This is a genomic window from Ignavibacteriales bacterium (assembly GCA_026390595.1).
Classification (GTDB): Bacteria; Bacteroidota; Ignavibacteria; order UBA10030; family UBA10030; genus UBA9647.
This window is the reverse complement of sequence record JAPLFQ010000023.1, coordinates 36,716-62,793: the sequence shown is the minus strand read 5'-3', so window position 1 is coordinate 62,793 and position 26,078 is coordinate 36,716. Positions and strand designations below refer to the sequence as shown.

The window sequence follows — 26,078 nt, the reverse complement described above, 5'->3', positions numbered from 1 at the left end:
CGGCTCAGATACAAGGAAGAGAGATTCCCGGGGTGGCGAGCAACAATGGCGCTCAGAGATCCGGGCTTGGAGTGTTTCGTGGACGAGCAGGAGGGAACTTTGGGGAAGATCCTACAGCCATGATTCCAGTTGATACAGCGTTGAGCCTTTGTAGCGGTATTGCTTCCAGTCGGGAACTATGCCGACGCGAACCGGCTCGTTGAGAATGTGGCGGGCGTACTGCAGTATCTCGTGCTGAGTGGTCCGGCTGTCACTCCCATGATTTCCCGGCCATTCGGCATCACAGTGGGTTCTTGAAAGCCAGTATCCTGCTCCCATCCTGAATGCTTTAATGGTGCTGACAAGGCTTGCCAACCCTCCCTTCCCCTGGAGAAGGAGGTGGCACCTGTCGGGCATGAATAGATAGACGGGAGCTTCACACCGAGATTTCTCTGCTTCTGCCATCAGGATCTTTTCGTATTTCCTGACCACGGCTTCATCTGTGAACAAGGGCATGTTGTGACGGACAAACACAGTGAATGCAGCTGCGGCGGATCCGTCAAATTCTACAATTGGCATGAGGTGATCGTGGTCTCTCGAGCATTCTGGTGCACCATCGACGGTCTATTCCATTGAACAAACCGGGGTGATCTTTCTGGCATCGAATAATCAGCGAGCGGGACGCGCCCTCCTTCGTGCGAGTTGTTCCTGGACGGCCGATGAAAGCTGTTCGCTCGTGAATGGTCTGGCCAGATACTGTATGGGTCCGAGGATTTGAGGGGCCTGGTCGGAACCATCTCCTGATTCGATAAGAAAAAGAAAGGGAATGCTCCGCGACCAGGGTAAGCGTTGCACCGTCTTCACGAATTGAGGAGTGTCCAGTTTCCGGCCATCGGGAGTGCAGATGATGAGATCGGGCTTCTCGTTCTTGACCGCTTCGACGGCTCGCACCTGGTCTGTGGCGTGGGAGAGCACGTACCCGAAGCGAAGGAGAGCACGTGACAAATCCACGATGCTCAGGATATCCTCGTCGACGATCAGAATCCTTTTTGGACAAGGCAATTGCACTGACCCGTCCTTTCCGTGTGACGGAATCCCGCCGGGTGACTTCGGATTGGAGCGGCGTCCGGGCGTCGCGGGGAATTCCCCTGAAGAATATTTCTGACCATCCCTCATTGCGTCGCCTGATGTTGAGCGACGTGCATCAGCGCCGTGAGGCCGCGCTTCAAATGCGTTTTGGAAATGATCCCGTCGGCCGAGACGCGATGGGCTTCCATCTCGTACAGGGTTTCATCGAACAGCGTCGCGAGGTATACTTTCGTTGATGCGAACCGCCGCTTGACAATTCGAGCCGTTTCAATGCCATTGAGTTCCGGAAGTCCCACATCAAGAATCACGATATCCGGCTTCAATTGTTCGACCTTGGCAATGGCTTCGAAACCGTTGAGTGCTTCTGCAATGACGTGCACTCCACGCATGCGGTTGAGATATTCGCAGACAGCTTCGCGGATTTCACCGTGGAAGTCCGCAACAAGCACCGTGATTCTTTTCTCAGGTTTGTTCATTCATTCTCCAGCGCGGGCTTGCCGCGCTACCTCCCTCTCATGGTTGACGCAGGCTGATCACGGGTCTTATCGGACTGGCCTCAAGGTATTCCCCCTCACCCACATCGATCAGCAGATTCTGACCATGCAGCTCGAAGCCAGCCCGATACAAACCCGCGTGAACCGAATCCAAAGTGTCTTCCCATGAGAGATCTCCACGGCTGACAGTGCATCCGCCAATGCGGGGTATTCCGTGTCGATGTGTGCCCGTCCCCGGCGGACCTTCATCGTGCGGCGAGGTCCTTGATGGTACTTCCGTCTATCAGTTCCTTGTTGTCGATACCGCTGGAAGTCACGGAGCAAATCAACCTTCCGTCGCTCTTCCCGATCCTGTTCTTCCAATGCAGCGGGCACAGGTTGGAGATGGTCTCGGGAAATTTGGGCGAGATTTGGTCAATCTCCCATCCGTACTGTGAATCGCGATCCCCGTACATCACTCGCTGCATCCATGCACCACATTCATCTTTTCTCCACATGGTTGCATCGTTATCATCTTGCGCAATTGCTTTTTCCCAGACCGCCTGAATTAGCTCTTCAGAATAGCTCATCCACATCTCCTTCTGTACGTGAAACAGTCACTTCACCGGAGGGGAGGGTTCTCCCCGGCTGCACGAACCTTGTTCCCGGTCCGCTCGTGACCCGTTCGCCTTACTGTTCTTCGGGTCGGCGAGGCTTAGGTTGCCGGGTGGCATTCTCCAAATCATCACCCCGATTGGTCACCGACCAGGTCCCCGTCAGCGAAAGTCCGGAGTACGTACGGAGCGCCCAGAGGAACAACCGGTGTGTGAAAAGAGATCCTGCCAAACCAACAATGCCAAAAACGAATGGACCCACGAACATTGCGATGATACTCGTCCAGGTATCAGCAATCGACACACCTCCCCATTGAAACGAGGTGTCGAGGACGATAATGTCGAGGACAAAGAACGCGATGGAAACCACGAGGCCAATGCAGACAGAAATCAGGACGCAGAGTGTTACGTACGAGCTGAAGGAAATGGTCTCCAATTCGATCGTTCTGATTGTGGTGACGTGCGTGTTGGCTGGCCCGACCGGCTTTTTCATTTCCATAGCCGCAATCACGGAAAGGGATGGGCAAATGTCAATACGTACAAATACGTACAAAACGCGTGTACGTATTATTACGTACAAAAATCGGCCCCTAGGAACGGAGAGATTCGACTGTTTTGATGGCCGACCTGAACACGTGCGGAGTCAGAAGCGATTCCACAGCAGCAATCAGGTCCGGGCGTTCCCTTGTGGTCCTCATCCCGTCTGCCATGCTTCTCAAATGTGCGTTCCGGGCGTTTTCGGTCATGCTCTGAAGTGATAAAAACCAGTTCAGCAGGTCTTTGTCGCCGGAGAATACTCCCATCAATTGAATGAGCTCTTCGTAAGAAGGCCCCTCGGCCTGCAGATCGATCATATGTGTTCCTTCAATACCTTCGTTGTTCAACCAAACGATCAGATCAGTCGGTCAGAAGCCAGGCTTCGGCGTCTTGCCGGCTGAAAAACACGCGGAAATGGTGACCTCGATTCGTTTCGACGACAAACTCCCCGAACTTGCCCCGTATCTGATCGCGCGCGAGAACGGCCGCAGTCTTGATCTGGTAGTTGACAAGTTTCTGGAGGATCATGCCTGCCTGCCCTGATTTCAGATCGAAGAAATTCTTTGAGAGTACGCTGCCGTGCAGCATCATCCGGTCGGCATGAAACTCCGTGCAGAAACCGATGAGCGTGACAACATCTTTCTCACATTCGAGCAGATTTGTATCACCAACAGCTTCGACAAATCTGTGGTTTTGTTTTTCTATCAGCTGTACATCGAATGATTTCACAGGGTGTCCCGTCCATACACGTTGACTCCGGAACCAAGCACGTCAACTCCTGGCTCAATGTCAATGCGTACTAGTACCGACATCTTCGTGTACGTAAAAGTACCTACAAGTAATTGCGGAATGTGGGGGGACTATTGCGGAAACTGCGGAATGAGACGGGAGTGAATACTGAAATTGGAATTCGTCTGCGCGGATACATGATGTCGGTGTAGCGGAATAAGACGCGAGGGTACATCGGAAAGAAATTGAAAAGAAGGTGGGAGCGTCAATCTGAATCGATGCGGGACAACGCGGTGCCGTTGTAGCGTTCATCGTCCATGCGGACAGTCGTGGCGATGAGCGAATAGCCGGAGCCGATGAATTCTTCCTCGCTCTCGGATACCGCGCCACAAAAAGCGTCTACTCGATTTTCACAAGGCCCCGGCCAATGGCGTGTTTGATGAGTCCTGCGATGGAATGGACAGAGAGTTTCGCCATAAGCCGTCGACGGTACGTTTCAATGGTCCGATCGGTGACGCCGAGTTGTTTCGCGACTTCCTTCGTTCTGAGTCCTTCTGCAATCAGCTGCAGGACATCTTTCTCGCGTTGGGAGAGGTCGATTGCGGTACGCTTGTCCTGGCGGGATTCACCTTTCAGAAAGGACTTCAGGAGCTGCTGTGAAGCCCTGGGGCTGAAGAAAAACTCTCCCGCATGGACAAGTTCAATTGCCCGAAAGAGTTCGGATGGAGAGGAGTCCTTGAACACGTACCCGCGTGCCCCGAGCTGGCTCATCTCGAGCACGTACTCCCTGTTTTCATGCATGGTGAGCGCGAGGATCTTTGAGGCCGGAACGCTTTTGCGCAGACGGCGTGAGGCCTCGAGACCGCTCATCCCCGGCAAATTGATGTCCATCAGAATGACATCCGGTACGAGCTTCTTTGCTTTGACCATCGCCTCTTCGCCCGACGACGCTTCGCCGACAACGGTGATGTTGCTTTTCTTTGCGAGGGCGGACTTGATTCCTTCACGGACGATGGGATGATCATCGACAAGAAGGAGTCGGATTTTCGCGGGAGAGAGTTTTTTCATGCGTTGGTTTTGTCCGATACTTGTGATGGTTTCAGAGGGACATGGATTGTCACGACAGTGCCCTGCCGCGGTACGGACGAAATTTCAAGTCTTCCCCCAATGAACGAGAGACGCTCCTGCATGTCGAGCAGTCCTAATCCGTCTCCCCTGGCCCTGGCTTTCGTTTGTTCATCCGTCCGTATTCCAAGACCGTTGTCTTCAATGACACAGGTGATTTCATTGTTGTTCTGTGTGCAGCTGATGCGCACGCGCTTGGCTCTCGCGTGTTTTTCGACATTCATCAGGGATTCCTGAATAATGCGATAGAGCGTCAATTTGACCTCCGGGGAAAGCGGTATCGCCGGCCACTTCTGTTTCACACGCGTCGCGATGTTCGTCCGTTCGCTGAATTCATCCGCGAGGCTTCGCACAGCCGATGCGAGCCCCAGGTCGTCAAGTTCGGCCGGGCGAAGATTGCGGGATATGCGGCGGATTTCGGTCATGACCTTGTTCAACAGCAGCTTGGTCTTGCGGACTTCCAGCCGCACAAGCTTGTTTCTGCCGGTCAAGTGCTCCTCGACCGACTCAATCCGAAACTTGACCGAAGCGAGAATCTGATTGACGCTATCGTGGAGTTCACGCGACACACGACGGCGTTCTCCTTCCTGCGCTTCTATGATTCGCTTCGAGATGCTGCGCGAGAGGTCTTCTGCCTGCTTCCGTTCGCTGATATCCATGATCGACCCGAGAGCACGTACCGGCTTGTCCGACTCGTCAAATTCGAAATGGCCCCTATGAAGCATATGCCCGTAGCCGCCTGTGGGCTTGAGGAACCTGTATTCCGCCTGCCATGAAGACGAGAGGCTCGACACCGCGTCGCTCATTGCTTTTTCGAGGCGCGCCCTGTCTTCCGGGTGCACATGCTCTAACCAGGTTTCCAGGGCCTTCCCGAGCTCAGCCAGCGGACCAGGGATCCATGATCGCTTGGAGTCATTGACCCAGAGTTCTCCATTCTTGAGGTTCCAGTCGTAGATGACATCAGCAGTGGTTGTGGCGACGAGGTGGAAACGCTCATCACTTTTCCGCAAAGCCTTTTGATGTATCCGTTTCCGCCGAAGATAGGCGCCGCCGAGAATGGAAAAGGAACCAACAAGAAGAACCAATGCGATCACGGCTGGCGGACGGCTTAACAAACCCGGTTCCACAGGGAAGGTAAGCGTTTGCCCCGTTGGGGCGAAGTCTCCAAAAAGCCCTTTCGCTTGAACTTCGATACTGTGATCCCCGCTGGCGAGGTCTCTGCGTTCGATTTCACGTTGAGTGGACCAACCGGACCATCCTTCATTGTCGATTCGGTATCGAATCTCGACGTCATCGGGATCAACATCGCCAAAATAGGGAAAAGCCTTCAGTCGCAGAATTGCAGTCGAGCCTTGGAATGAGGGAGGCATCAGAACTATCTTTGGGGGGCGCGAATCATCCGGCCGATTCAGGATGTTTACACCACCTCCGGGACTGCCGACATACACCCGGTTCTTGAATGCAAAAATATCCCAGAGGACCGGCGTGCTGAGGCCGTTTCGGACAGTAAAACTTGACCACACTCCCTTGTTGTAGCACGAGAGCCCTCGCGCTGTTGAAATCCATAGCACGCCCTTTTCGTCGACCCTTAAATCCCGGATCTGGTCATTGATCAGGCCATCGGAAGTCGTGAGGTAGCGAACACTACCGTCATTCGAGACTGTCCCAAGACCGTCTTTTTCATTTGCAAACCACACGCTTCCCGAAGAATCGACAGCCAAAGCGAAAATTCGCTCCCACTTGTTGATTAAACCGTTTTCTTTCGTCCAATGCTTCCACGCGTTGTTTTTCCATCGGCTGAGCCCCCTCAGCGTTGCAAACCAGAAGCTGCCATCGAACCCTTCAGCGAACCCATAGACACGGCCGCTGATGAGCCCCTCGTGCACGCTGTCTTTCTCGCTCCAGCGTATGAACTTTCCGCCCTTGTATTGAAACGCGCCCGGTTGGTTCTTGGGGTCTTCGTATGCTGCGGCGAGACCCAGGAACCACAAGTCGCCGCGGCGGTCCTTCCGGATTTTGTGGACACGGGCTGTGTTCAGTCCATCTGCGTAACCGAAATGTTTCCACATTCTTCCATTCCAGCGAAATGCTCCGGCAAAATTTGCGCCGCTGCCGACCCACACGTTATGATCGCGATCTTCCGTTATGCAGGTGATTGTCCCAAGCGTGGTGCCGAGAATGCTCTCGATATACTGCACGCGACCATCAGGCCGGTGAATCTCGAGTCCATTAAATGTCCCGAGCCAAATGGAGCCGTCGGCTGTGCGCGTAATTTCGTGCACGCCGTTCCGCTGGTCACCGAAAGGGTGTCTCCAGTATGTCCAACGATCCGAAGCAGCCTGAAAATGATAGAGGCCCTGCTCGGTCCCGACCCAGAGGTCGCCGCTCTTCCCGAATTTCAGAGCATGCGTTGATGTGAATTCTTTGGGCCGAGGCTCAACCGAAGACCACTCCCCCTTGTGCCTCTGCCGGATTTCCCCGGTCGCATAACAAACCAGGACATCTCCCGACGGAGAAACGTCAACTGCGAGTTGTCCCCCCGAGCGTTCAGTCGCACTCAGGCGGGCCAGGCCACCTTGTTTCCATTCGCGAATACCATGGAATTCCCGGGGCTCTACAACGGCAGCAATTCCATTTCCCTTCTGGTCTTCGACCACGGCCTGGATAATTGATGGATAGCCGTGTACTGGCATCACGAGTGTCCATGCATCGCCGGCCGATTTGTAAAGGCCGCGGACAGTGTTGACCCAAAGGCTGCCAGAACGAGTTCGCCAGAGATTTCTGGTGCCAGTCGAGATTGGGCGGGCTGGAATTGGAACGGGCCTCACGCTGCCCGGATTCAGAACAAAGAGGCTGTCACCACCGAGGATCAGAATTTGATTCTGTTTCGTGAGCACGATCGACTGAAATGAATTCGGTGTCGAGTTGTTTGGAACCAGATGCTTGAAGCCTTTTTTGCTGCCGAGGTAGAGAGATCCCTTGACTATGCAGAACACAGAATCATTCCCATATGGCTCGATGACGGAAACGAGATCCGCGGGGATCCCGTAGCTGTTGTCCAGTGAATTCCAGACATAGCCATCGAACCATGCGACGCCATTTTCAGTACCCGCCCAGATTGTACCACCAGGTGTTTCTGTGATGCAGAAGACCTGGTTGGAAGGGAGGCCGCTCTCAGTCGTGAAATGCGCCCACCGCCAAGAATCCTGAAATGGAAGAGTCTGCGCGGTCGCAAATTCCGGAGCAAGTGCGAGTGGTACGCACACAATGGTCAGAAGAATCCAAATGCTGGCTGGAGGACGAGACGAGCGCATAAGCATTCGCTACATGGCATGAAGGGGATCGGGTCAGAACCCTGTTTCCCCGACAATCGTACGGTGCGGGATTATGCCGTCGAGTCAGGAGATCCGATTGACGGCCGGACAAAGGTTAAGGAACTAAAGTGAAAACAGCAACAGGAGAAGGAGGATGGATAGGCCTGCATTTGCGGCGACGAGCGGTCGGAGCAGCGAGTTCGTCGGAAAGGGGGGGATTAACGCTGGGAAGCGAAGCGCTTGCGGCGGTTTCGAAGGTAATCGACGAAGATGAACTCACCAAGTTTGTTCAAGTCGGAGTAGTAGGCGCGGCCCTGATTGTTCCTGGTAAACTCGTCCACGAAGTTGATCAGGTAGGGATCGCGTGCGACCATGAACGTGCTCACGACGATTTTTTCCCTGCGGCACTGAACCGCCTCATCGAGGGTCTTGTTGACGATCCGCGGGTCGAGGCCGAACGAATTCTTGTACAGCCTGCCGGCATCGTCAAAAATCGCCGACGGTTTTCCATCGGTGATCATGAAGATCTGCTTGTTGACATTGCCGCATCGCCGCAGGAGGCTCCGGGCAAGCTGTAACCCGGCACGCGTGTTCGTGTGGTACGGGCCGACATTGAGGAACGGGAGCTCGTTGAGACTGACGGTTTTTGCCTCGTCTCCAAAAACCACAAGCGAGAGATAATCCTTCGGGAACCTGCTGCGAATGAGCTCGGAAAGCGCCAGCGCCACTTCCTTCGCCGGCGTGATGCGGTCCTCGCCGTAGAGTATCATGCTGTGGCTGATATCGAGCATCATCACGGTCGCGCAGCTGGTCGTGTGCTCCGTTTCGTATACTTCGAGGTCCTCTTCCTTCAATGTGAAGTCATCGATGCCGTCCCTCTTCATCGCGTTGGTCACCGTTGAGCTCAAGTCGATATTGGTCGGCTGATCGCCGAACGACCATTTCTTCGTTTCACTCAGCCGGTCGATGCCTTTCCCGGTGTACGGTGTATCATGCGACCCCTCAGGGGCTTTCTTCAGGGAGCTGAACACGTGACGGAGTGCATCCTGCCGTATCCGCTGAACCCCCTTGTTCGTGAGGATGTGCGCGTCCTTGGCGTCTTCGATGAGCCCCTGTTCTTTCAGCTTGTTGACAAGGTCATCGAGCGACAGCGACTTGTCAAAGAGCCCGTATTGCTCTGCGAGCTGCTGCAGCCAGCTCAGGGCCTCGTCTACATCCCCGCTGGTTTGAATCAGGAGGTAGCTGAAGATGGACGTGAGCGACTGGAGCCGCTGCTCGTCCGTCAACGATCCCGGGGTCCATTTGCTGTAGCGAAATACCATGTTCAGAGAATGCGGTTTGTGGTTATCAGTATTGAGTTCGTACGCCGGGAGCGAAGAGCGAACCGAACGTCGGCTAATTTGGAACCTGAAGGTCGAAACTCAAAACTCTTCCTCAATATTCTTGCCCTTGCCGGCAAAGATGCTTCCGAGGAGATCTTTGTAGGCCGTCAGCCGGTCGACCTCTTCCTTGGCAATGCGGGACGATTGGTGCAAGCCGTCGAGCACAAACTCCATGGCCGATGAAAGTTCATATTTGTCAGATTCGGAAAGCTTCATGTGCTTTTTTGTAAGATCGCGCAGGCCTTTCACTTTGTCCAGCTCGTCATAGTACCGATCCAGCGGCATCTCATCGGCGATTTCGATCTTGTTCCCGGACTCGAACCAGCTGATGATCTTCGCATACTCCGAGTCCTCGTGCTGGCGGGATTCCCCCTGATGCTTTACACGTTTCTGCAGGGGGTCGGGGAAGTACTGTTTGAAGACTTCGCGCACCGCTTTTCCGATGAGGGCCCGGCTCACTTTGACAGGTCCTTCCTGTTCGCCTTCGAATACGAGCTCCACTTTGCCCGTCATTCCCGGCAGCGCATGCGCGAGGTCGCAGATACGCGGCACAATGCATCGATCCCCGACGAGGATAGCCCGCCGTTCGGCGTTGCTGATGAGGTTTTCCATCGCAGAGATGGTGAAACGGGCGCTGATGCCGGATTTCTGATCGACAAATTCACTCTTCCTGGCTTCGAATGCTGCTTGTTCGATGATTTCCTTGAAGTAGTGGGGGATCTTCACGTCCCGTCCGTCGCGATGAATCCAGGCTTCCTGCTCGGTGATCCTGATCGCGTCCTCGATCGAGTGCGGATAGTGCGTGAGAATCTGGGAATCGATCCGGTCTTTCAATGGCGTGATAAGATTTCCGCGATTCGTATAATCCTCGGGGTTCGCGGTGAACACGATCATCAAATCAAGCGGTATGCGGACGTTGAAGCCGCGTATCTGGATGTCCTTCTCTTCCATGATATTGAAGAGGCCCACCTGAATGCGGGGCTGCAGGTCGGGCAGCTCGTTGATGGCGAAAATCCCCCGGTTCGTTCGCGGAATAATGCCCCAGTGGATCGCACCTTCGTGGGAGTAGTGGAGACGTTGTGCCGCGGCCTTGATCGGGTCGATATCGCCGATCAGATCCGCGATGGTGACATCGGGCGTTGCCAGCTTCTCACCGAAGCGCTGCTCCCGGTGAAGCCAGTCGATCTCGACTTCTTCGCCCCGCTCTTTCACAAGCTCAGAGCAGCGTTTGCACACAGGCTTGTACGGATTGTCGTTGATCTCGCACCCTTTGATGAACGGTATGTATTCATCGAGAAGGGAGGGAAGCTGGCGGACAATGCGGGACTTCGCCTGGCCCCGCAATCCGAGAAGGAGAATATCGTGCCTCGCGAGGATGGAATTCACGAGCGAAGGTATGACCGTCTGATCGTAGCCGATGATGCCGGGGAAAAGAGGTTCGTGGTTCTCGAGTTTTCGAATAAGGTTGTTACGGATTTCATCCTTGACCGGTTGCACGGTATAGCCGCTGCGGCGCAAGTCGCCGATGGTTCCAGGAAATCTCATATGTGGCTCTACTCCTTCGTTCAGAGTGCGTTGTATCTCCACCAATTATGTGCTACTTTCTATGTGATGGATACATCTAGTAAAACACTGGTCATCCGATTTAGTTCCATCGGAGACATCGTCCTTTCGACACCCCTCCTGAGGGTTTTACGCGCACGGTTTCCGCAGGGGCAGATCGACTACGTGACCCGGACGGAGTATGCGGAGCTCGTGAGATCGAATCAGAACCTGAATCATACGTATGAATTTGACGCCCGTGAGCGATTCGATGGACTGCGGGCGCTCAAGAAGAAAATCAGGGATGAACAATACGACCTCATCGTCGATATCCACGACAGCCTCCGCAGCAAGTACCTCAGAAGTCTGCGGGGTCCGCGGCGCCTGGTGGTCAACAAAAGGGTATTCGAGCGCTCGATGCTTGTGAACCTGAAGAAGAACCTGTATAAGGAAATCGTCTCCGTTGTCGATCGCTACATCGAGCCATTGAACGATCTGGGTGTGACGAATGACGGCAAGGGGCTGGAACTGCATATCCCCGACGAGATTCTTTTCGGCGTTTCGGGGAAGATAGCGACGTTGAAGCTCAACCGATTCGAAAAAGTCGTCGGACTTTGTCCTGGTGCGCGCCACTTCACGAAACGCTGGCCCGCTGATCGATTCGCACGCGTCGGAGCGGCGTGTGCCCAGAAACTGGACGCGAAAATACTCCTTTTTGGCGGAGCTGCCGACACGGCCGTGTGCAATCAGATAGTCTGGGATATCAATAATCAGGCGGGGGCGGAGCGGGCGACAAGCCTCTGCGGTCAGCTGGGGCTGCTTGAAACAGCGGCCGCGATGGAATTCTGCGACGTCATAGTCACGAATGACACCGGGTTGATGCACATCGCTGCGGCGATGCACAAGAAAATCGTCGCGGTGTTCGGATCAACAGTCAAGGAGTTCGGGTTCTTCCCGAGTGACCCGCGCGCAGTAGTGCTCGATACATCGGGGCTTGCGTGCCGTCCCTGCTCACACATCGGGCGAAGCGAGTGTCCCGAGAAGCACTTCCGGTGTATGACAGAGATCGATCCGGATAACGTCTATGCACGTGCGCGCGACCTTCTCAGTCAATAGTCTGTAACGCGGCGGAGGCTCGAACGGTGCTGACGGCACATTGAGATTTCCGGGATTTAGTGGTATCTATGAACCGTCGGGTGTTGCGGCGGAGGGTGTTCCGACAATCCAAAGCGATGGAGAACAACGAAACGGAGAGATGAATGAAGAACAGCTCAATGAGATGGAAAGAGATCCTGCAGCTGACCGCATTTCTGCTTTTTTTTGCGTTGACCGCTGCCCTTAACCTCAATTGCAGCAGCGATGACAGCAACCCCGCTTCGGACCCCGCGTGCGGGAGCGGTAACGTGGCATGGGATGACAAGGGGCAGGTGTGCCGGGATCAGGTGAATAACAAGATCGTACCGAGCAGCTGTTGCGGTAAATAGATGCCCGGTACGACCTGTGAGAGCCTCAGTATCGATCCACTCGAATCTGGGACACTCCCGCTGAGACATCAATGTAGATTTTCTTTGCCGCGGATTCGAAGTCGGAAGTCTGATATCGGTTTCCGCTTATCTTCTCGAACCCTCGTATCCTCTTCCCCGACAAGGCAGTCTGAAGGCGTACCTCGCAGCCTACGGATGCAGGTACTTCAATGGAAGTCGAAGCAGCTCCCGTTTTGACCTTCACTCTGGTCTCCTCCGCGCGGTCCCCGAAGCGAACCTTCATCGACGACGCACCTGCATCGAGCGTGAGCTCTTCAACCTTGAATGGGCTCAGATCAAAACTTCCCGACGCCGCGCCCACATGAAGATTGATTGTCCAAATGGGTTCCGGGTTGAGTCGAACATCGACCCTGTTCCTGCCGTTGCCAAAATTCCATCCTCTATTCCGGCCGCGGAAATCGAGCGTGACATAGGCAGAGTTATCCGACTGCTCACGCGTGAGGGCATACTTCCCGAAGCTTGTTTCCGTCTCTGCCTTGATCAATTGGCTTGTAGTGTCGCGGATGTAGAAGCGTCCCGCGCCTGACTGCAGACGGAATGTGGCCTTCTCAGTTTTTGGCGCAAACGGTTCCTCGAGTTTCTGCTGTAACCCATCCCCCGAGACAATGTCAAAATCGCTGTGGAACCACGTCGATGTCGCAGCCGCGGCGATCATGAACAGCAGCAAGAAAATCATCAGAACCACAACATACCACGGTGGGCGTTGTCTTCCGACCAGGATGGAGAGGCCCCAGAATACCAGTACCATCGGCCACAGTCTCCAGATCGTTTCCCAGTTGACGTTCAGCACGCCAAGGTTATTGAGAAGGAACAGTCCCCCGATGGCAATAAGGAGAATTCCCCAGAACAGGGTGCTCAATTTCATGACTACCTCCGCTTAGGAATGGCTTGGTCGGACAGCTTTATAAAGCAATCCTGCGCCGATGGCAACCAGAATCAACGGCCACCAGTCACCGAAATTGAAATCGGGAAGGAAGTTCTGTCCGAGGAAGAGAAGACCCAGGACAAGAAGTACGAGGCCTCCGACGATGCTCCCGCGCCGTTGTGATTCTTCGGGTTTCGGAGCCTGCGGTGGTTGTGGAGGCACGTTCGTTTGCTGAGGATCGGGTGGCATGGTCATAGTGTTTTCCCTGGGTTGTTCAGGTATGATAATCCAGTCAATGATGTACGCGATGAATCCTGCTCCTCCCGCGAAAAAGGTAAGAATGAACAAGATTCTCGCGAGAACAGGGTCGATGTCAAGGTATTCCCCGATTCCTCCCGCCACACCGCCGATCACTTTGTGATTTCTGGAACGATAGAGACGTTTCATGGCCGATCTCCCTTCTTGAAGCATTACGGGAAATTTGGCTGGAATGTTACAGTGTGCGCATTATTGTCGGGATTAGGAAACGCTTCCTCCTCCACTCAGTGCCAGATCAAGCACTTTCTGATGGTGCAATGCTTCAATTCCGGGAACAGGTGATTCCGTGTCGTTGAGAATGCATTCTGAAAACGCTGTGACTTCATCGACATAGAGGTTTGGCACTTCGAAATCGATTGCTTGCTCTCTTGTTTCGGTCGTGTCGGTTCTATGGGTAATGTTCAGTTTGAGTCGCGTGGCGCTGAGCGTGAAATCAACCGCAGATGCGAGCCCGTCCGTTCCGACGATCTCGATGTGGATGTGGCGCGCTGGTGCTTCAAACGAACAGGTGATGGAGGCGAGAGTTCCTTTGGCGTACTGGAGCGCGAGCACCGCTGTCCGTTCAGTCGCTGTGACAGTCGGCAACGGAGAGAGCTGAGATTGGATTGCCCGGACCTGATCATCAAGAACAAACGAGAGCGTATCGAGACAGTGAACGCCGATGTCGAACACGGGCCCTCCGCCGGCGAGAGCACGATCGCACATCCATGTCCGTTTGGAAAGACGAGCATTGAAGAGATAGTCTGCCCTTGCTGAGATGATCCGTCCCAGGCTGCCTGACCGGACGAGCTCGCGGAGATGGCGTACGACGGGAGAGAATCGGACCACCTGACCGACCATCAACTTCACATGATTCCGTGCACATTCCTCGACCATCTGCTGCGCTTCGATCGCATTTATCGCTATTGGTTTTTCAACCAGGACGTGTTTCCCTACCTTCGCCGCCGTAATAGTCTCATCGTGGTGCGCAGAGTTCGCGGACACGATGAAGACGGCATCAACGTCTGGGCAGGCGACAAGTTCGGCAGGAGAGGAGAATGCATGCGGTATGGAGAGGGAGTCGGCCTTTTCGCGGGCCAGAACGAGTGATCGCTTCTGGATTGCGACGAGTTCGGAATTCGGTGAGCCTTTGATGGCGCCGGCAATAGCCCGCTCAGCGAACAGCCCGAAACCGATGATCCCGTATCGAATTTTTCTGATTCGTGTGTCCGTCATGTGCGAGTCCTATCGGATTGACTTGTCCAGAAGCGTAAAACGATATCCTTTGATCCCCAGCGCTGTGATGAGGCTGTCGAGGCGAAGATAGAACTTGTCTTTTCGCCGAGGGTCGGTCCCGATATGAGTCAGGAAAAGGAATCCATTCAAGCCGTCGGGTTTCGCTGATTCGTAACGAAGGATCCGTGCGTAGATGGAATCCGATCCAAGGTATTGTTTGCCGAGCTCGGGATGTGTCCAGTCGGCGTTCGAATATGTGCCGGGGGTAAAATTCACAAGAACCAGGCCAAGCTCTTTCGTCCAGGTGCTGATGGAATCGTTGTACCATTCATACGGCGGAAGGAAGAAGCGGGCATCCGATTGACTGATGCCGAATCGCTTCATTTCCGCGTAGTTGGCCTTCAGGTCGAGTTGGAAAGAATCCCTGGAGACGAGCAGTGAATCACGATTCTCCCACGAGCAGTACAAAAGATGCTTGTCGGAGTGTGCTCCGAGATAGTGGCCGTCTCTTCTCAAGGCGGCAATGAGACCGGCAAACTGATTGTTGCGGTAGAAATCCCCTGTGAAGAAGAAGGAGGCCTTGATACGGTGTTTCGCGAGGACGCCGCGGACATGTTCACCCCCATCGGCGAATTCGTGTCCCGTGAAAACAAGATGGATTTCCTTTTGTGAGCGATCAGTCCGGATGATGCCGCCGGCTTGAGTGTCCAGTGGCTTACCTGGGTCCTGCTGAGAGGACGCTGAAACGCACAGTGTCAGGGAGCCAAAAACGAGAGCGACAAGTTTCACGATGATGTCCGGGTAAGTGAAGTACAAAGGCTTTGATCAATATAGCGGAATGGGATGCGAATTTCAAAAAACCCGGGAGGATCTTCTCTCCGTGTCCGTGACGGAGGATCTTGAGAAGTCTTCACAGAAAGCCGACAAATTGAGTCCGCTGCAACGGCGATGATGAAGAGAGGCCGTCAGTCAGGAACTCGCAGGTTGAAATGCCTCATTGATGAGTGTCATGGGGTGAACCACTTCAATTCCAGTACCTTGATTGATTTGAATCTGGCAGGTCCCGCAGCCGGAGAGGACGACTTCAGGGTGCGCCCGCTCGATTTCAGCGAACAGCCTCGACCCGATCTCCATCGACAGGTCGAAGTTCTCCTTCTTCATTCCGAATGTGCCCGCGATGCCGCAGCAGCTATCCTTGATCTTCACCAGAGTCAGTTCCGGTATGAGTTTCAGGAGATCCGTTGGGCCGTATTTGTTCTTCTGTGTCTTGAGATGACAGGGGGCATGATACGCGACGCTCTGCCTGAGTGGAATGAAGGACTTCTTGTGACCGCCTTCAATGATGATTTGAGCGAGAAAATCGTGGACGTCGAAGCTCGATTCGACGATTTTCCTGATGGACTCGTTGTCAGGAAACAAGGCCCGGTATTCGTGCATGAAAGCATAACCACACGACGCGCTCGTAAACACGATTGGAATGCCACGTTGCGCGCATGGAAGAAGGGTTTTCACGTTGTACTCTATGTCGGACTTGGAGTCCCGGAAGTTGCCGTATGAGAGTTTGGCGACGTTGCAGCACTTCCAGTCAGGGAGGATAACCTCGTACCCCAACTTGTTGAGCATCTTAATGCAGCTGGAAAGCTCCCCATCCGGATCGTTGAACTGCGCAGCACAGCCAGACCAGAGGACTACCTTTTTGTCGGTCGCGACACCCGCGGAACGAGGATCCTCTTTGCGGGCAGCGAACGGGGGGAGGTTTCTTCTGCTGTCAATGCCGGCCGTGGCCTCCATGAGTGTGCGGACGAGCGGAATCGAAAGGGCTGTGTTGCTGAGCGCAGGCATCAATGCGGCCAAAGAGCTGACCTGCATTCCCCTCTGCAGGATAAACTCGTTGATCTTGTAGGGGCGCTTCTCGTGCAATTTCTCTTTCGCAAGCATCGCCATCCCGGGAATGTTGACACCGGTCGGACAATCGGTGAGACACTGCCCGCAATTCACGCAATAGTCCATGATGCTGTAGAATTGCCCGGTGTCAAAAACCGCCATTTCTGATTGACCGGAGATCAGCTTACGCAGGATATTTGCCTTCGCCCTTCCGGTTGCTTCCTCATCGCCGGTTGCAATGAAGACCGGGCAGTACTCCCGGCAGGTTCCGCATCCGTGGCACTTCTCGATTTCTGTTCTCCACAAATCCGAGTCAAGCCCCGAGGACGTCCGCACATACTGATAGGCTGGCGAATATCGGAGATTCTCGACCCATCGTGTTCTCAGGTTCGCTACTTTGATGCCCGGGTTAAGGATGCCTGCTGGATCGAAGAGCGCCTTAAGCTCTTTGAAGAGCGGGATGAGTCTTGGAAACGTCCGATCAACGAACGGTGTCCTCAATCGCCCGTCGCCATGTTCACCGGAGAGTGTGCCTTTGTGTTTCACGACGAGCCCGACGAATTTCTCCATCAGGTCCTCGGCGTGCCGGAACGATTGAGGGTCCTTGAAATTCAGGATTGGGCGAAGGTGAAGGTTGCCGTCCCCGGCATGTCCGAAGATCGCGTACTTGAACGGGTATTGCCGCAGGAGAGCGGAAAGGTCGATGAGAAACTCCGTGAACACGTCGGGATGGATCGCTGCGTCCTCGACAAACGGGACCGGTTTTTCTTTCCCCTGAATCTTGTTGAGAATAACAGTTGCTGCCTTCCTGACGCGGATCACCTTCTCGATTTCTTCTTCGTTCGTGGAGAAGGAACCGACTTCGGCAAGCTTCTGCCGGTCACACACCATCGCCTTCGATTCCAGCAGCACATCATTCACCCGATCGATGTTGTCGTCTTCGAACTCCACGTACAGCAGATACTGTACGTCCGCCGGAAGGAACTCCTTCAGTTCCGGCCTGAAGGTCAAAGCCAGTTTGATGAACGATTGATCCACAAATTCAATGGCTGATGCACCGAGAGCTCTCAGATGCCGCACAGCGGTTCCCATGCTCGCGAGATCTGCGAAGTAGAAGGAGATAATGCCCCTGTGTTTAACGAGGGGCAGCGTCCTGACGACGGCGTCGGTGAAGATGCCGAGTGTGCCTTCGCTGCCGACCAGCAGGGAAGCCATGTTCAAATGCGTTTCTGTGAGAGCCCCCCAGACCTGATATCCCGAGGCATTCTTCGTGGACAGAGGCTTGCTTGCGCTGATGTCGGCAGCGTGCTTCTCCATCAAACTTCTGACTTGTTCGTAGTAGTGCCGGTCCGAGTCAACGAGGTTGAGAATGTCTGCGAGGAGGATGTTTTTTGCTTTGAACAACTGCCCGTTTGCCAGAACGACGCTTATCTCGTCGACGTGGTGGACCATGTTGCCATGCTTGATCGTATGAGGACCGCCGCTGTTGTTGCCGAGCATGCCGCCGATGACGCATACATTCCCGCTGCTCGGATCGGGTCCCAATTTCCGCTGTTGATCCTTCAACCGGTCCTGCAGCTGGTTCAGCACAACGCTGACGCCGCAACGAACACGGCCGCCGCTAAGGAGTTCGATGTCTTTGAAATGATGAGAGAGATCCAGGACCACCGCTTTGCCAACCGCATTACCCGAGAGGCTGGAACCAGCGCCGCGGGGGAGTATCGGGATTTCATGCTTCCAACAGATCCTGGCCGCCGTCCGGATGTCGTCGATGGTTTCGGGGATGACAACAGCGAGCGGTGTGACCTCGTAGAAGCAGGCGGCGGTGCTATAGAGGTGGAGGGTCACATCGTCCCACCGAACAAGCCCGCGCAGCTCAGATTGTAGCTCGGTGAGCCAGAGGGGACATGAACTGTTGTTTAGGCCTTCTATTGTCGAAGAAACCATACGTAGCGTAGTTCTGGTATTGTCCTAGTATGTGTGTACCAACATGTTAGCGCTTCATCAGCCTGTAGATCATTGGCAAACCAAAGAAGAGCAGAAGGCTTGAAACGGAGAATCCGCCGATCACAGCGACTGCAAGCGACTGCTGCATTTGAGCTCCGGTGCCGATTCCCAATGCAAGAGGCAAGAGAGCGAACACCGCAGCGAGCGTTGTCATCAGAATTGGCCGAGCTCGGACTTGCCCTGCCTTCACGATGGCCTCGTCAAGAACCATTCCTTCTGCCTGGAAGGCCTTGACTGCATGGAGCACGAAAATTGCGTTTTCCGCGACAATACCAATGATCATGATGACACCGACGAAACTCGATATGTTGAAGGTCACTCCCGACAGCCAGAGAGCGGAGAAAACGCCAAACAGCGATAGCACATTGATAACAAAAATCGAGAACGGAACGGCGAACTCTCCGAATTCGAACAACAAGACGACAAACACCAGCATGAATGCCGCAAGTGCGACAAGAAAGAGGCCGATGAATGATTCTTGTTGCGTTTGATACACGCCTCCGAAGTCGTATGTAACACCTCGCGGCAAGACAAGTCGGGCAGCCAGCTTCTTCTTGATTTCCTCCATTGTGCTTCCCAGGTCACGGCCTGACGTGCGAGCCGTGACTGCGATGAACTGGCGCAGTCCCTCGCGGCGGATCTCTGACTGGCCAACTGTTTTTCGAAACGTGGCAATGTTGCGGAGGGGGATAGGGACGTTATTCGCGTTTATCAACTGAAGCCCCTCGATTTTGTCCACATCGGTCCGGTAGATATCCGGATACCGAACACGGATACCGATAAGCTTCTCCCCCTTCTGTATGTTGCTCTGAGTACGACCCCGAATGATTGTTTCCAGTTGCTCGTGTACGTCGCTCGGATTGAGACCTGCCCGCCACGTTTTCGCAGGGTCGATATCCACGACGAAGGAGGGACCGGATATCACTATTCCGTCAAACACGTCGACGACACCAGGCACGGTCTCGATCAAAGACTTTACCTCCTGTGCTTTTGACTGCAGGAGTTGCTGATCTTCGCCGAACAATTTGATTTCCACTGGTGAAGGGTTGTTCGAGAGATCGCCGATAACATCCATCATGATCTGTACGAATTCAATTTCCATAGCCGGCTCGGACGATGACACTCTCGACCGCACTTCGGAAATGACATCTTCAACCCCCCGTTTCCTTTCTTTCCTCAGTTTGATAAGAAAATCGCCGCTGTTGGGTTCGGTCATAAAGAATCCGAGCTCGGTTCCGGTTCTCCGTGCATACGTATCGACTTCCGGGACCGACATGAGAATATCCTCAACTTTCATCAACATCCTGTTCGTCTCTGTAAGCGATGTCCCGGCTGGCGTCTTATAATCGAGAACAAAAGTCCCCTCATCCATCTCGGGCATAAACCCACTGCCGATTCTCTCAAAGAGTACGTATGTAATGAGGATAAGAACCATCGCCGCAGGAATAAACAACAATCGGTAATGAACAAGCTTCTCGCAAACTCTCCCATACCACTCGGCAGCACGCGACGGCCGATGTTCCTTTTCCATTTCCTTGACGAAATCGCTCTCCCGGAGAATCAGCGATCCGAGCAGCGGGGCGAGCGTAATGGAGAAGAGGAACGAGATAAGCATCGCACACACCATCGTGATCGAGAGCGATGCGAAGAATGCCCCTGTCACACCTCCCAGGAACGCCAGTGGAATGTGAATCACGATCGTGCTCGCAGTCGAGCCGATGATCGCCGGCATCATGAACCGAAGCGAATGGGTGCTCGCGTCCGCCATCGTTTGGCCCTGAGAGGCATCCCTCCGCTTTCGTTTGGCGTACTGCTTGAAAATGTTCTCTATGACAACAATGGAGTCATCGATGATCAGGCCCACTGCGGCCGCTATCCCGCCGAGCGTCATGATGTTGAGAGTCAATCCAACCGCGTAGATACACACGATCGTCGTTGCGATCGTGGCAGGCACAATGAGAGCGATCACGAGCGTTACCCGCCAACTTCTCAGGAACACCACCAGGACCGTCATCGCGAGAAGCACTCCGATGATGATGCTGTCCCGCGTCCCGGCAATTGACCTCATGATGAAGTCTCCCTGGTCATAGCAATTCTCAAAAACCACTTCAGATGGGAGTGTAAGTTTTGCTACCTCGTTGTCGACATCCTGGCCGATCTGAACAGTGCTTCCCGTTGGTTGCTTGATGATGCTTATCAAGACCGCGTCACGTCCACGAGCCGTTGTACGTATGTAGCGATCAGCGACAGAAGGTTTGACGGTGGCGACATCAGAGACCCGTATTGGCACGCCATTCTGGATTGACACCACGATGGATTCAAGATCGCTGATCGACTTGACAAGGCCGGATGCAAGCGAGAGATAGAGCTGGTAGTTGTTCTCAACCAGGCCCGACGATGAGATTACGTTGGTCTTGTTGATCGCTTCACTGACCTGATTTGGATTCAGGCGGTAGGCCGCGAGTCTGGCTTCGGAAAGCGTTACGAGGAACTCCCGAGTGTCGCCGCCGGTGATTTCCACTTTGGCGACGCCTTTCACGCGGAGCAGGGCAGGCCGGATCTGATACAGCGCGATATCACGCAACTCGACGAGGCTCAGCTTGTCAGACGTAAGGCTGTAGGCATGAATCGGGAAGACAGCGACAAACATCTGTTCTGCTTGAACTGAGGCGGTCGGAGGGAGCTCGTTGCGAACGTTGGAAATCCGCCCTTGCAGCATCTGAAGCGTCTGCTGAACGTTGCTCCCCCAGTCGAGCCCGATGGAAATCTCCGTTGACCCGCGCCCTGTAATTGAGCGAACGGTCCGCACTCCGGGGATAGAGCTCGCAACCTCTTCCAATGGCTTGGTCACTTCAATCATCATTCGCTCAACCGGCTGCTCGCCATTGTCTGCCAGTACGACGATTCTGGGGAACGTGACATCGGGAAAAAGCGAAACGGGCATCACCCAGGTCAGCGCGACACCGGAGAGGGTGAACATGACGATAGTGAAGAGAATAGCCTTCGCGTGGCGACGGACGTAATCAAATAAGTGCATGGGAGATCCTATCTCACGACGGTGATACGTGTAGAATCGGCGAGAGCATAATTTCCTTCGGTGATAATGTTCATTCCTTCTTTCAAGCCGTGATTGGTGATCGCGGCTGTCGAGTCGGTCATACCGACAATTTCAACAGGAAGGCTTAACGCAAGCGAATCCGCGTTGAAGGTAACAATGGAGTATGCATTCGTTTCGTCGTTTCGCAGGACGGCAGATTTCGGAACGATGAACACGCGTCTATGGAGGCCGGTCACGATCCTCGCGATCCCGGTCATGTCTGTCTTCACAAGTTTCGCCAGGCTGGATGCCGGCCCCGTGAATCTCAATCGCACCTTCAACGTCTGGCTCGTGAAATCGGTTTGCGGATTGATGGCTTCCACGGCGGCCTGAAGATCCTTGCCAGCAAGTGTTTGCAGGCTGATTGTGGCACGTTGTCCGACCGAGAGTGACGAGAGGTCCCTGGTGGGCACATCTGCGATGAATACCAGGGTTGAAAAATCGATCACCGTGAACAGTTCAGCGTTTTCTGACACAAACTCGCCTTCGCTGATGGAGCGCGTGGAGACCGTGCCGCTGGACGACGCGCGAATCGCCACGCTATTCTCAGTGGACTTTGCCAGATCGAGGGTTTTCTGAGCCTCTGCCTTCTGTTCGGGCGATTTCGCCGAGCGCACGAGCACTTCTGCACCCGTGATTGCGGCCTGTGATTCCTTTGTTTGAATGACAGCCAAAACCTCTCCAGCTGCAACAGCCGCCCCTTCAAGCGCCGTCAGCGAAATCACCCTGCCGGCAACCGGGGAAAATAGTTTCTGTTTCCTGAGGGCGTCAATCTTTCCAACCGATTCGACGATGGTCGCCATATCTCCCCGATACAGAGAGGTTGTCTTCACCGCGACGGTCGCTTTGACGTTTCCTCCTTCCTCATCTTCAGAGGCCGTTTTCCTGGCACAGCCGATTGCAGTCAGTGAAAGTGCGAACAGAAGGCTGAGAAGAAGTGTTTTCATGTGTGCTCTCTCGGATTACCGTGATAGTATCTGTTCAAGTTTCGCCGACAACAATTCTGCCTCAGCGATCGTTTCAAGTTCTTCAAGTTTGAGATCGGTCAGCAATTGCTGTGCTGACAAAACCTCCAGCGACAAGACGCCGCCCGCTGCGTACTTGGCTTTCGTCAAAACGAAGTTCTCATCTGCCGCCTTCAGGCTCATACGAATAGACCGCAGGCGCTCGGCCGATTTTGACAGCTGAAGCTGCGTCTTCTGGTATTCCGTCGCAACAAATCTCTTGACTCCCTCCAGCTGCAGCGTGAGAGCCTGTGTTGCGAGTTCACGCTGTTGAACGCGCAAATCAGTCGCTCCCCAGGTGAACAGGGGAACCTCAAGCGTGATGCCGACCATGTACCCGTACACACCGGCGCGTTCGGGCGCTGAAAGGCGAAGGTTATCGAACGACGTCAGCACTCCCGCGTCGGCAACTGCGGAAATAACCGGCAAGCGCTCGCTCCTCGCCAATTCCGTCTCAAACGTGCTTTTATTGACGTTAAGTTCGGCAAGTGCGATGTCCATGTTTTTCGAGATATCCAGGGGAGTGCCATCAGCCTGTCTATCCGGGAACAATGCTCCCAAGGACCCGACCAGAGCGAAGCTCGTATCAATAGAGCCGCCCATCAACTCCGCGAGAGCATATTTTGTCGAAGCCAGCGTTGCGCGTGCTTTCTGGATCGATCTCTCAGTGGATTGAAGCTGCATCTGAGTCTTCAGCACATCAGTGTAACTGGCTGCGCCCCCTTTTGAAAGCCGCTCGACCAATTCGAGGTATTCCTTCAGCTGACGCGCACTTTCCTGCTGGAGTTCAATTGCTCGTTGAGACTGGAGCCCTTCGATGAAGTACTGTTCCACCGTGAGCCTGAGATCTCGCTCTCCAAGATCTTTCTCCCAGGTCAATGCACTCTGCTCCGCCGTCAGCTGTCCTGACTTCAGGTTTCGGACACCTCCGTCGTAGAGTGATTGCTCAAGCGAGATTCTGCCTCCCACTTGTCCGCCATCAGTGATCGCCGGGTCGTATCCAAACGTGCCTGATGAGGGAGCATAGCTGATCTCCGAACGCACCTTCAGCTGCGGTAGCCGCGACTTCATGAGTTCATCGTGGGCGAGGCCTGAAGCCCTCATCGCCATCTCTGACGAGCGGGACTTGAGGCTAAAGGCTTTCGACAATTCCACACACCGTTGAAGCGTCAGCTGTTCCTGCGCCGGAGAAGCTCCCCAGGCAAACACCAGCAGGACTATCCCGAACCGGATGCGTTTCATCTCTTTGATTCCTTTAATCACTGGGCTTCAGGAAGAAAAAGCGGGGAATCAGAATCGTCGATTCCCCGGATTCTTGTTTGCATGGTCCTCAGTCCTTATGATGACTCACTTAATCCTTTTCTTCTTCTTCCTTGTTTTTCGACTTCATCTTCGTTGTTTTGACGATCTTGCCGGAAGGATCGATGACGACTTCCCGCGTGTTCTTTCCAGATGAAATTACGAATTCGTACTGAATCGTCCCGCCCTTCGTCAATTTCTCTGCTTTCTGGACTTTGCCCTTGCCGGTTTCCGCCTTGAGTGCTTTTGAAACTTCGTCCGGGAGGGCTTTCAACGCGATCGTCTCTTCAATCTCTAGGACCGATCCATCCTCTGAATACAGAAGGTCTCTGTTGATCGTACCATCAACACTCTCAACTTCGTAGATGGTCTTCCCGTTTTCGACTTCAGAGCTCGCTCCTTTGATCTTGGCTGCCGGATAGGCCTTCTGAAATGCAGCCTGCACCGCTGCCGGCAGTTGTTTCGGCTTGAGCTTCTTCTCCTGGGCACTGACGCACGTCATTCCTGCGACGAAGACGAAGGCCATCAGAGCAACAATGGCGAAGTGCAATCGACTTGTTTTGTTCATTCACGCCTCCCGGTAACTGATCGTTGGACATCGGACAATTGGTGCTCTTGCACCTCTTATCAAGATAGGAGAAATAAATGAAATCAAGATGAAAAGGCTTTCCTCGCGCATCATCGATCATTGATCCCAGAATGCAGCAGGCTGATGTCAGGCACGTGCCCTCCCAGCGGTATTTCTGCCTTCAAAGTGCTCCCATGCCCGGGTGCTGTTCAACGATTGCCCTATTGGCGATCGAGAATAACAACCATGAAACTCCCGGGTTCCATCGCCGGCCTTGGCCTTGGCTGATCTGCGGTTGGTGCGGGGGCAGGTTTGAACAGAGCGCCGGAGAGATAGATCTTGTGCGTTATTTCATCGAGTGCCATTGTTCGAGAGCGCGGTTGAGTTGGCACATTTTCGAGTACTGAAAACGTATCCGGCGATTCCTCGCGAATCACTGTGAGTGTGCCTTCTCCGTTTGAAGCAAACGCCAGATGGGTCTGTGGATCGAATGCTGCCGCGTCTGTTCCAGAGCCCGTGGGCAGCGAAGTCACCACTTTGCCCGTTACGGCGTCGAGAACGATCATCATCTTGTTCCCGCACACGGAGAAGAGTCGGTTATTCTCGCGATCGATTGCCAGGCCGCTGGGTTCTTCGCCGGGAGCAAGAGACCACTCAGCGAGAACTTTCAGAGTTCTCGGATCGAATACCGTGACCAGGCTCTTGTCCTCGATGTTCACATATACCTTACCTTTGAGATCGGTTACGGCGAATTCGGGCTTCCCCTTGAACGCAATCGTGCCCACGACCTTGTTTGTCGCAGCGTCTATGGCTGTCGCGTTGGAACTGCCGCCGTTGAATGTGAAGACACGGTTGGAAAACGGCTCATAGAGTATCGCATCGGGATTCTTCTCGGCCAATTTGATAGAATCGAGGACTTTCAATGTCGCAAGATCAAAGACTGTCACGGACGATGTGCGTCCATTGCTTGTATAACCGCGGCCAAGCTTCGGGGCAAGAGCGATACCGTGGACGCCGATCGTGTTTTGAATCGTGCCAACGGCGGTATTGGTTTTTGTGTCGAACACAACAACTTGAGTGGTGTGCGACATGTATAGTCTATTCGCTGCGGCATCAGCGATGAGATAGTCCCATCCCCCTTCTCCTCCAATTTTCACTTTGTCAACAACCCTATATCCTTTCGTTGTCTGCGCCAAGCCGGACACGCTCATCACGCTGATGGCCAGGCACACAACCAGAACATGCTGAAGTGTTTTCATGGAATCTCCTTGAGTGAGTAGATGGAGTGAATTTGACAAATCCGGTTTGCGTTCAGGGAATCGCAGGGAGTGCTTCACCTGTGCCCGCGAAGCAATAGAGTACTAACGTATCGACATCAGCTTTGTTCTGCTCGTCGACGCGCCCGCATCAGAGAGGATCTTTGTCCGATTCCTCCGGCGGCGCACTCCCGTTGTCCGCGATGCCGAAATAGCTCATGCTTGAATCCCGCTTGT

Annotated in this window: 23 protein-coding genes; 2 read left to right on the top strand and 21 right to left on the bottom strand. The window is 54.0% G+C overall.

Going from position 1 to position 26,078, the window contains the following annotated elements; genetic code table 11:
- Positions 1-111: 111 nt before the first annotated feature.
- The 11 genes from NTU47_12505 to NTU47_12455 form a co-directional block, all read right to left on the bottom strand.
- Positions 112-558 (bottom strand): hypothetical protein, encoded by a 447-nt coding sequence (locus NTU47_12505; GenBank protein ID MCX6134627.1) that lies wholly within the window; start codon positions 556-558, stop codon positions 112-114.
- A gap of 90 nt (positions 559-648) precedes the next feature.
- Positions 649-1,155, bottom strand: a complete 507-nt coding sequence (locus NTU47_12500) for a hypothetical protein (protein ID MCX6134626.1) — start codon at positions 1,153-1,155, stop codon at positions 649-651.
- Positions 1,152-1,544: a response regulator transcription factor gene (locus tag NTU47_12495; GenBank protein ID MCX6134625.1), complete on the bottom strand. Its 393-nt coding sequence runs from the start codon at positions 1,542-1,544 to the stop codon at positions 1,152-1,154. The genes NTU47_12500 and NTU47_12495 overlap by 4 nt, the downstream gene beginning before the upstream one ends.
- Before the next feature lie 263 nt (positions 1,545-1,807).
- Positions 1,808-2,131, bottom strand: a complete 324-nt coding sequence (locus NTU47_12490; protein MCX6134624.1) for a hypothetical protein — start codon at positions 2,129-2,131, stop codon at positions 1,808-1,810.
- Positions 2,132-2,231: 100 nt separating this feature from the next.
- Entirely contained in the window at positions 2,232-2,648 is a 417-nt protein-coding gene (locus NTU47_12485; protein MCX6134623.1) for a hypothetical protein, read from the bottom strand.
- A gap of 97 nt (positions 2,649-2,745) precedes the next feature.
- Entirely contained in the window at positions 2,746-3,009 is a 264-nt protein-coding gene (locus tag NTU47_12480) for a hypothetical protein (protein ID MCX6134622.1), read from the bottom strand.
- 43 nt (positions 3,010-3,052) lie between these two features.
- A complete protein-coding gene (locus NTU47_12475; protein ID MCX6134621.1) occupies positions 3,053-3,421 on the bottom strand; it encodes a DUF4180 domain-containing protein in 369 nt (122 codons plus the stop codon).
- 399 nt (positions 3,422-3,820) lie between these two features.
- The gene (locus NTU47_12470) at positions 3,821-4,489 is read right to left on the bottom strand and encodes a response regulator transcription factor (protein ID MCX6134620.1); all 669 of its coding nucleotides are present in this window, start codon (positions 4,487-4,489) and stop codon (positions 3,821-3,823) included.
- Entirely contained in the window at positions 4,486-7,860 is a 3,375-nt protein-coding gene (locus NTU47_12465) for a histidine kinase (protein MCX6134619.1), read from the bottom strand. Before NTU47_12465 ends, NTU47_12470 begins: the two co-directional genes overlap by 4 nt.
- Positions 7,861-8,078: 218 nt before the next feature.
- A complete protein-coding gene (locus NTU47_12460) occupies positions 8,079-9,182 on the bottom strand; it encodes a VWA domain-containing protein (protein ID MCX6134618.1) in 1,104 nt (367 codons plus the stop codon).
- A gap of 99 nt (positions 9,183-9,281) precedes the next feature.
- Positions 9,282-10,787: a magnesium chelatase gene (locus NTU47_12455; GenBank protein ID MCX6134617.1), complete on the bottom strand. Its 1,506-nt coding sequence runs from the start codon at positions 10,785-10,787 to the stop codon at positions 9,282-9,284.
- A gap of 66 nt (positions 10,788-10,853) precedes the next feature.
- Here NTU47_12455 and waaF point away from each other — a divergent pair, with 66 nt between their 5' ends.
- Together waaF and NTU47_12445 are read left to right on the top strand one after the other, a co-directional pair.
- Complete coding sequence (gene waaF, locus NTU47_12450; protein MCX6134616.1) at positions 10,854-11,900, top strand: lipopolysaccharide heptosyltransferase II; 1,047 nt, start codon at positions 10,854-10,856, stop codon at positions 11,898-11,900.
- 143 nt (positions 11,901-12,043) lie between these two features.
- Complete coding sequence (locus NTU47_12445) at positions 12,044-12,268, top strand: hypothetical protein (protein MCX6134615.1); 225 nt, start codon at positions 12,044-12,046, stop codon at positions 12,266-12,268.
- Positions 12,269-12,293: 25 nt separating this feature from the next.
- Here the strand turns inward: NTU47_12445 and NTU47_12440 are convergent, their stop codons facing one another.
- The 10 genes from NTU47_12440 to NTU47_12395 form a co-directional block, all read right to left on the bottom strand.
- The gene (locus NTU47_12440; protein MCX6134614.1) at positions 12,294-13,193 is read right to left on the bottom strand and encodes a DUF5668 domain-containing protein; all 900 of its coding nucleotides are present in this window, start codon (positions 13,191-13,193) and stop codon (positions 12,294-12,296) included.
- A 12-nt stretch (positions 13,194-13,205) separates the two neighbouring features.
- Complete coding sequence (locus NTU47_12435) at positions 13,206-13,640, bottom strand: PspC domain-containing protein (GenBank protein ID MCX6134613.1); 435 nt, start codon at positions 13,638-13,640, stop codon at positions 13,206-13,208.
- A gap of 72 nt (positions 13,641-13,712) precedes the next feature.
- Complete coding sequence (locus NTU47_12430; GenBank protein ID MCX6134612.1) at positions 13,713-14,726, bottom strand: Gfo/Idh/MocA family oxidoreductase; 1,014 nt, start codon at positions 14,724-14,726, stop codon at positions 13,713-13,715.
- Between the two features lie 9 nt (positions 14,727-14,735).
- Positions 14,736-15,515: a polysaccharide deacetylase family protein gene (locus NTU47_12425; GenBank protein ID MCX6134611.1), complete on the bottom strand. Its 780-nt coding sequence runs from the start codon at positions 15,513-15,515 to the stop codon at positions 14,736-14,738.
- 180 nt (positions 15,516-15,695) lie between these two features.
- The gene (locus NTU47_12420) at positions 15,696-18,458 is read right to left on the bottom strand and encodes an anaerobic glycerol-3-phosphate dehydrogenase subunit C (protein ID MCX6134610.1); all 2,763 of its coding nucleotides are present in this window, start codon (positions 18,456-18,458) and stop codon (positions 15,696-15,698) included.
- Positions 18,459-18,603: 145 nt separating this feature from the next.
- Positions 18,604-21,654, bottom strand: coding sequence for an efflux RND transporter permease subunit (locus tag NTU47_12415; protein ID MCX6134609.1), 3,051 nt, complete (start codon positions 21,652-21,654; stop codon positions 18,604-18,606).
- Between the two features lie 8 nt (positions 21,655-21,662).
- A complete protein-coding gene (locus NTU47_12410; GenBank protein MCX6134608.1) occupies positions 21,663-22,661 on the bottom strand; it encodes an efflux RND transporter periplasmic adaptor subunit in 999 nt (332 codons plus the stop codon).
- A gap of 15 nt (positions 22,662-22,676) precedes the next feature.
- A complete protein-coding gene (locus NTU47_12405; GenBank protein ID MCX6134607.1) occupies positions 22,677-23,960 on the bottom strand; it encodes a TolC family protein in 1,284 nt (427 codons plus the stop codon).
- A 109-nt stretch (positions 23,961-24,069) separates the two neighbouring features.
- Positions 24,070-24,585 carry a PepSY-like domain-containing protein gene (locus NTU47_12400; GenBank protein MCX6134606.1) on the bottom strand — a complete coding sequence of 172 codons (516 nt, stop codon included), beginning with the start codon at positions 24,583-24,585 and terminating at the stop codon, positions 24,070-24,072.
- A 221-nt stretch (positions 24,586-24,806) separates the two neighbouring features.
- Positions 24,807-25,844, bottom strand: coding sequence for a hypothetical protein (locus NTU47_12395; protein MCX6134605.1), 1,038 nt, complete (start codon positions 25,842-25,844; stop codon positions 24,807-24,809).
- Between the last annotated feature and the right edge of the window lie 234 nt (positions 25,845-26,078).

Excerpts from the sequence above, each read along its gene's own strand:
- NTU47_12485 (MCX6134623.1), bottom strand. The coding sequence starts at position 2,648 with ATGAAAAAGCCGGTCGGGCCAGCCAACACGCACGTCACCACAATCAGA.
- NTU47_12455 (MCX6134617.1), bottom strand. The coding sequence starts at position 10,787 with ATGAGATTTCCTGGAACCATCGGCGACTTGCGCCGCAGCGGCTATACC.
- NTU47_12470 (MCX6134620.1), bottom strand. The coding sequence starts at position 4,489 with ATGAAAAAACTCTCTCCCGCGAAAATCCGACTCCTTCTTGTCGATGAT.
- NTU47_12405 (MCX6134607.1), bottom strand. The coding sequence starts at position 23,960 with ATGAAACGCATCCGGTTCGGGATAGTCCTGCTGGTGTTTGCCTGGGGA.
- NTU47_12505 (MCX6134627.1), bottom strand. The coding sequence starts at position 558 with ATGCCAATTGTAGAATTTGACGGATCCGCCGCAGCTGCATTCACTGTG.
- NTU47_12460 (MCX6134618.1), bottom strand. The coding sequence starts at position 9,182 with ATGGTATTTCGCTACAGCAAATGGACCCCGGGATCGTTGACGGACGAG.
- NTU47_12495 (MCX6134625.1), bottom strand. The coding sequence starts at position 1,544 with ATGAACAAACCTGAGAAAAGAATCACGGTGCTTGTTGCGGACTTCCAC.
- NTU47_12400 (MCX6134606.1), bottom strand. The coding sequence starts at position 24,585 with ATGAACAAAACAAGTCGATTGCACTTCGCCATTGTTGCTCTGATGGCC.
- NTU47_12430 (MCX6134612.1), bottom strand. The coding sequence starts at position 14,726 with ATGACGGACACACGAATCAGAAAAATTCGATACGGGATCATCGGTTTC.
- NTU47_12415 (MCX6134609.1), bottom strand. The coding sequence starts at position 21,654 with ATGCACTTATTTGATTACGTCCGTCGCCACGCGAAGGCTATTCTCTTC.
- NTU47_12435 (MCX6134613.1), bottom strand. The coding sequence starts at position 13,640 with ATGAAACGTCTCTATCGTTCCAGAAATCACAAAGTGATCGGCGGTGTG.
- NTU47_12410 (MCX6134608.1), bottom strand. The coding sequence starts at position 22,661 with ATGAAAACACTTCTTCTCAGCCTTCTGTTCGCACTTTCACTGACTGCA.
- NTU47_12395 (MCX6134605.1), bottom strand. The coding sequence starts at position 25,844 with ATGAAAACACTTCAGCATGTTCTGGTTGTGTGCCTGGCCATCAGCGTG.
- NTU47_12500 (MCX6134626.1), bottom strand. The coding sequence starts at position 1,155 with ATGAGGGATGGTCAGAAATATTCTTCAGGGGAATTCCCCGCGACGCCC.
- waaF (MCX6134616.1), top strand. The coding sequence starts at position 10,854 with ATGGATACATCTAGTAAAACACTGGTCATCCGATTTAGTTCCATCGGA.
- NTU47_12490 (MCX6134624.1), bottom strand. The coding sequence starts at position 2,131 with ATGAGCTATTCTGAAGAGCTAATTCAGGCGGTCTGGGAAAAAGCAATT.
- NTU47_12480 (MCX6134622.1), bottom strand. The coding sequence starts at position 3,009 with ATGATCGATCTGCAGGCCGAGGGGCCTTCTTACGAAGAGCTCATTCAA.
- NTU47_12445 (MCX6134615.1), top strand. The coding sequence starts at position 12,044 with ATGAAGAACAGCTCAATGAGATGGAAAGAGATCCTGCAGCTGACCGCA.
- NTU47_12465 (MCX6134619.1), bottom strand. The coding sequence starts at position 7,860 with ATGCGCTCGTCTCGTCCTCCAGCCAGCATTTGGATTCTTCTGACCATT.
- NTU47_12440 (MCX6134614.1), bottom strand. The coding sequence starts at position 13,193 with ATGAAATTGAGCACCCTGTTCTGGGGAATTCTCCTTATTGCCATCGGG.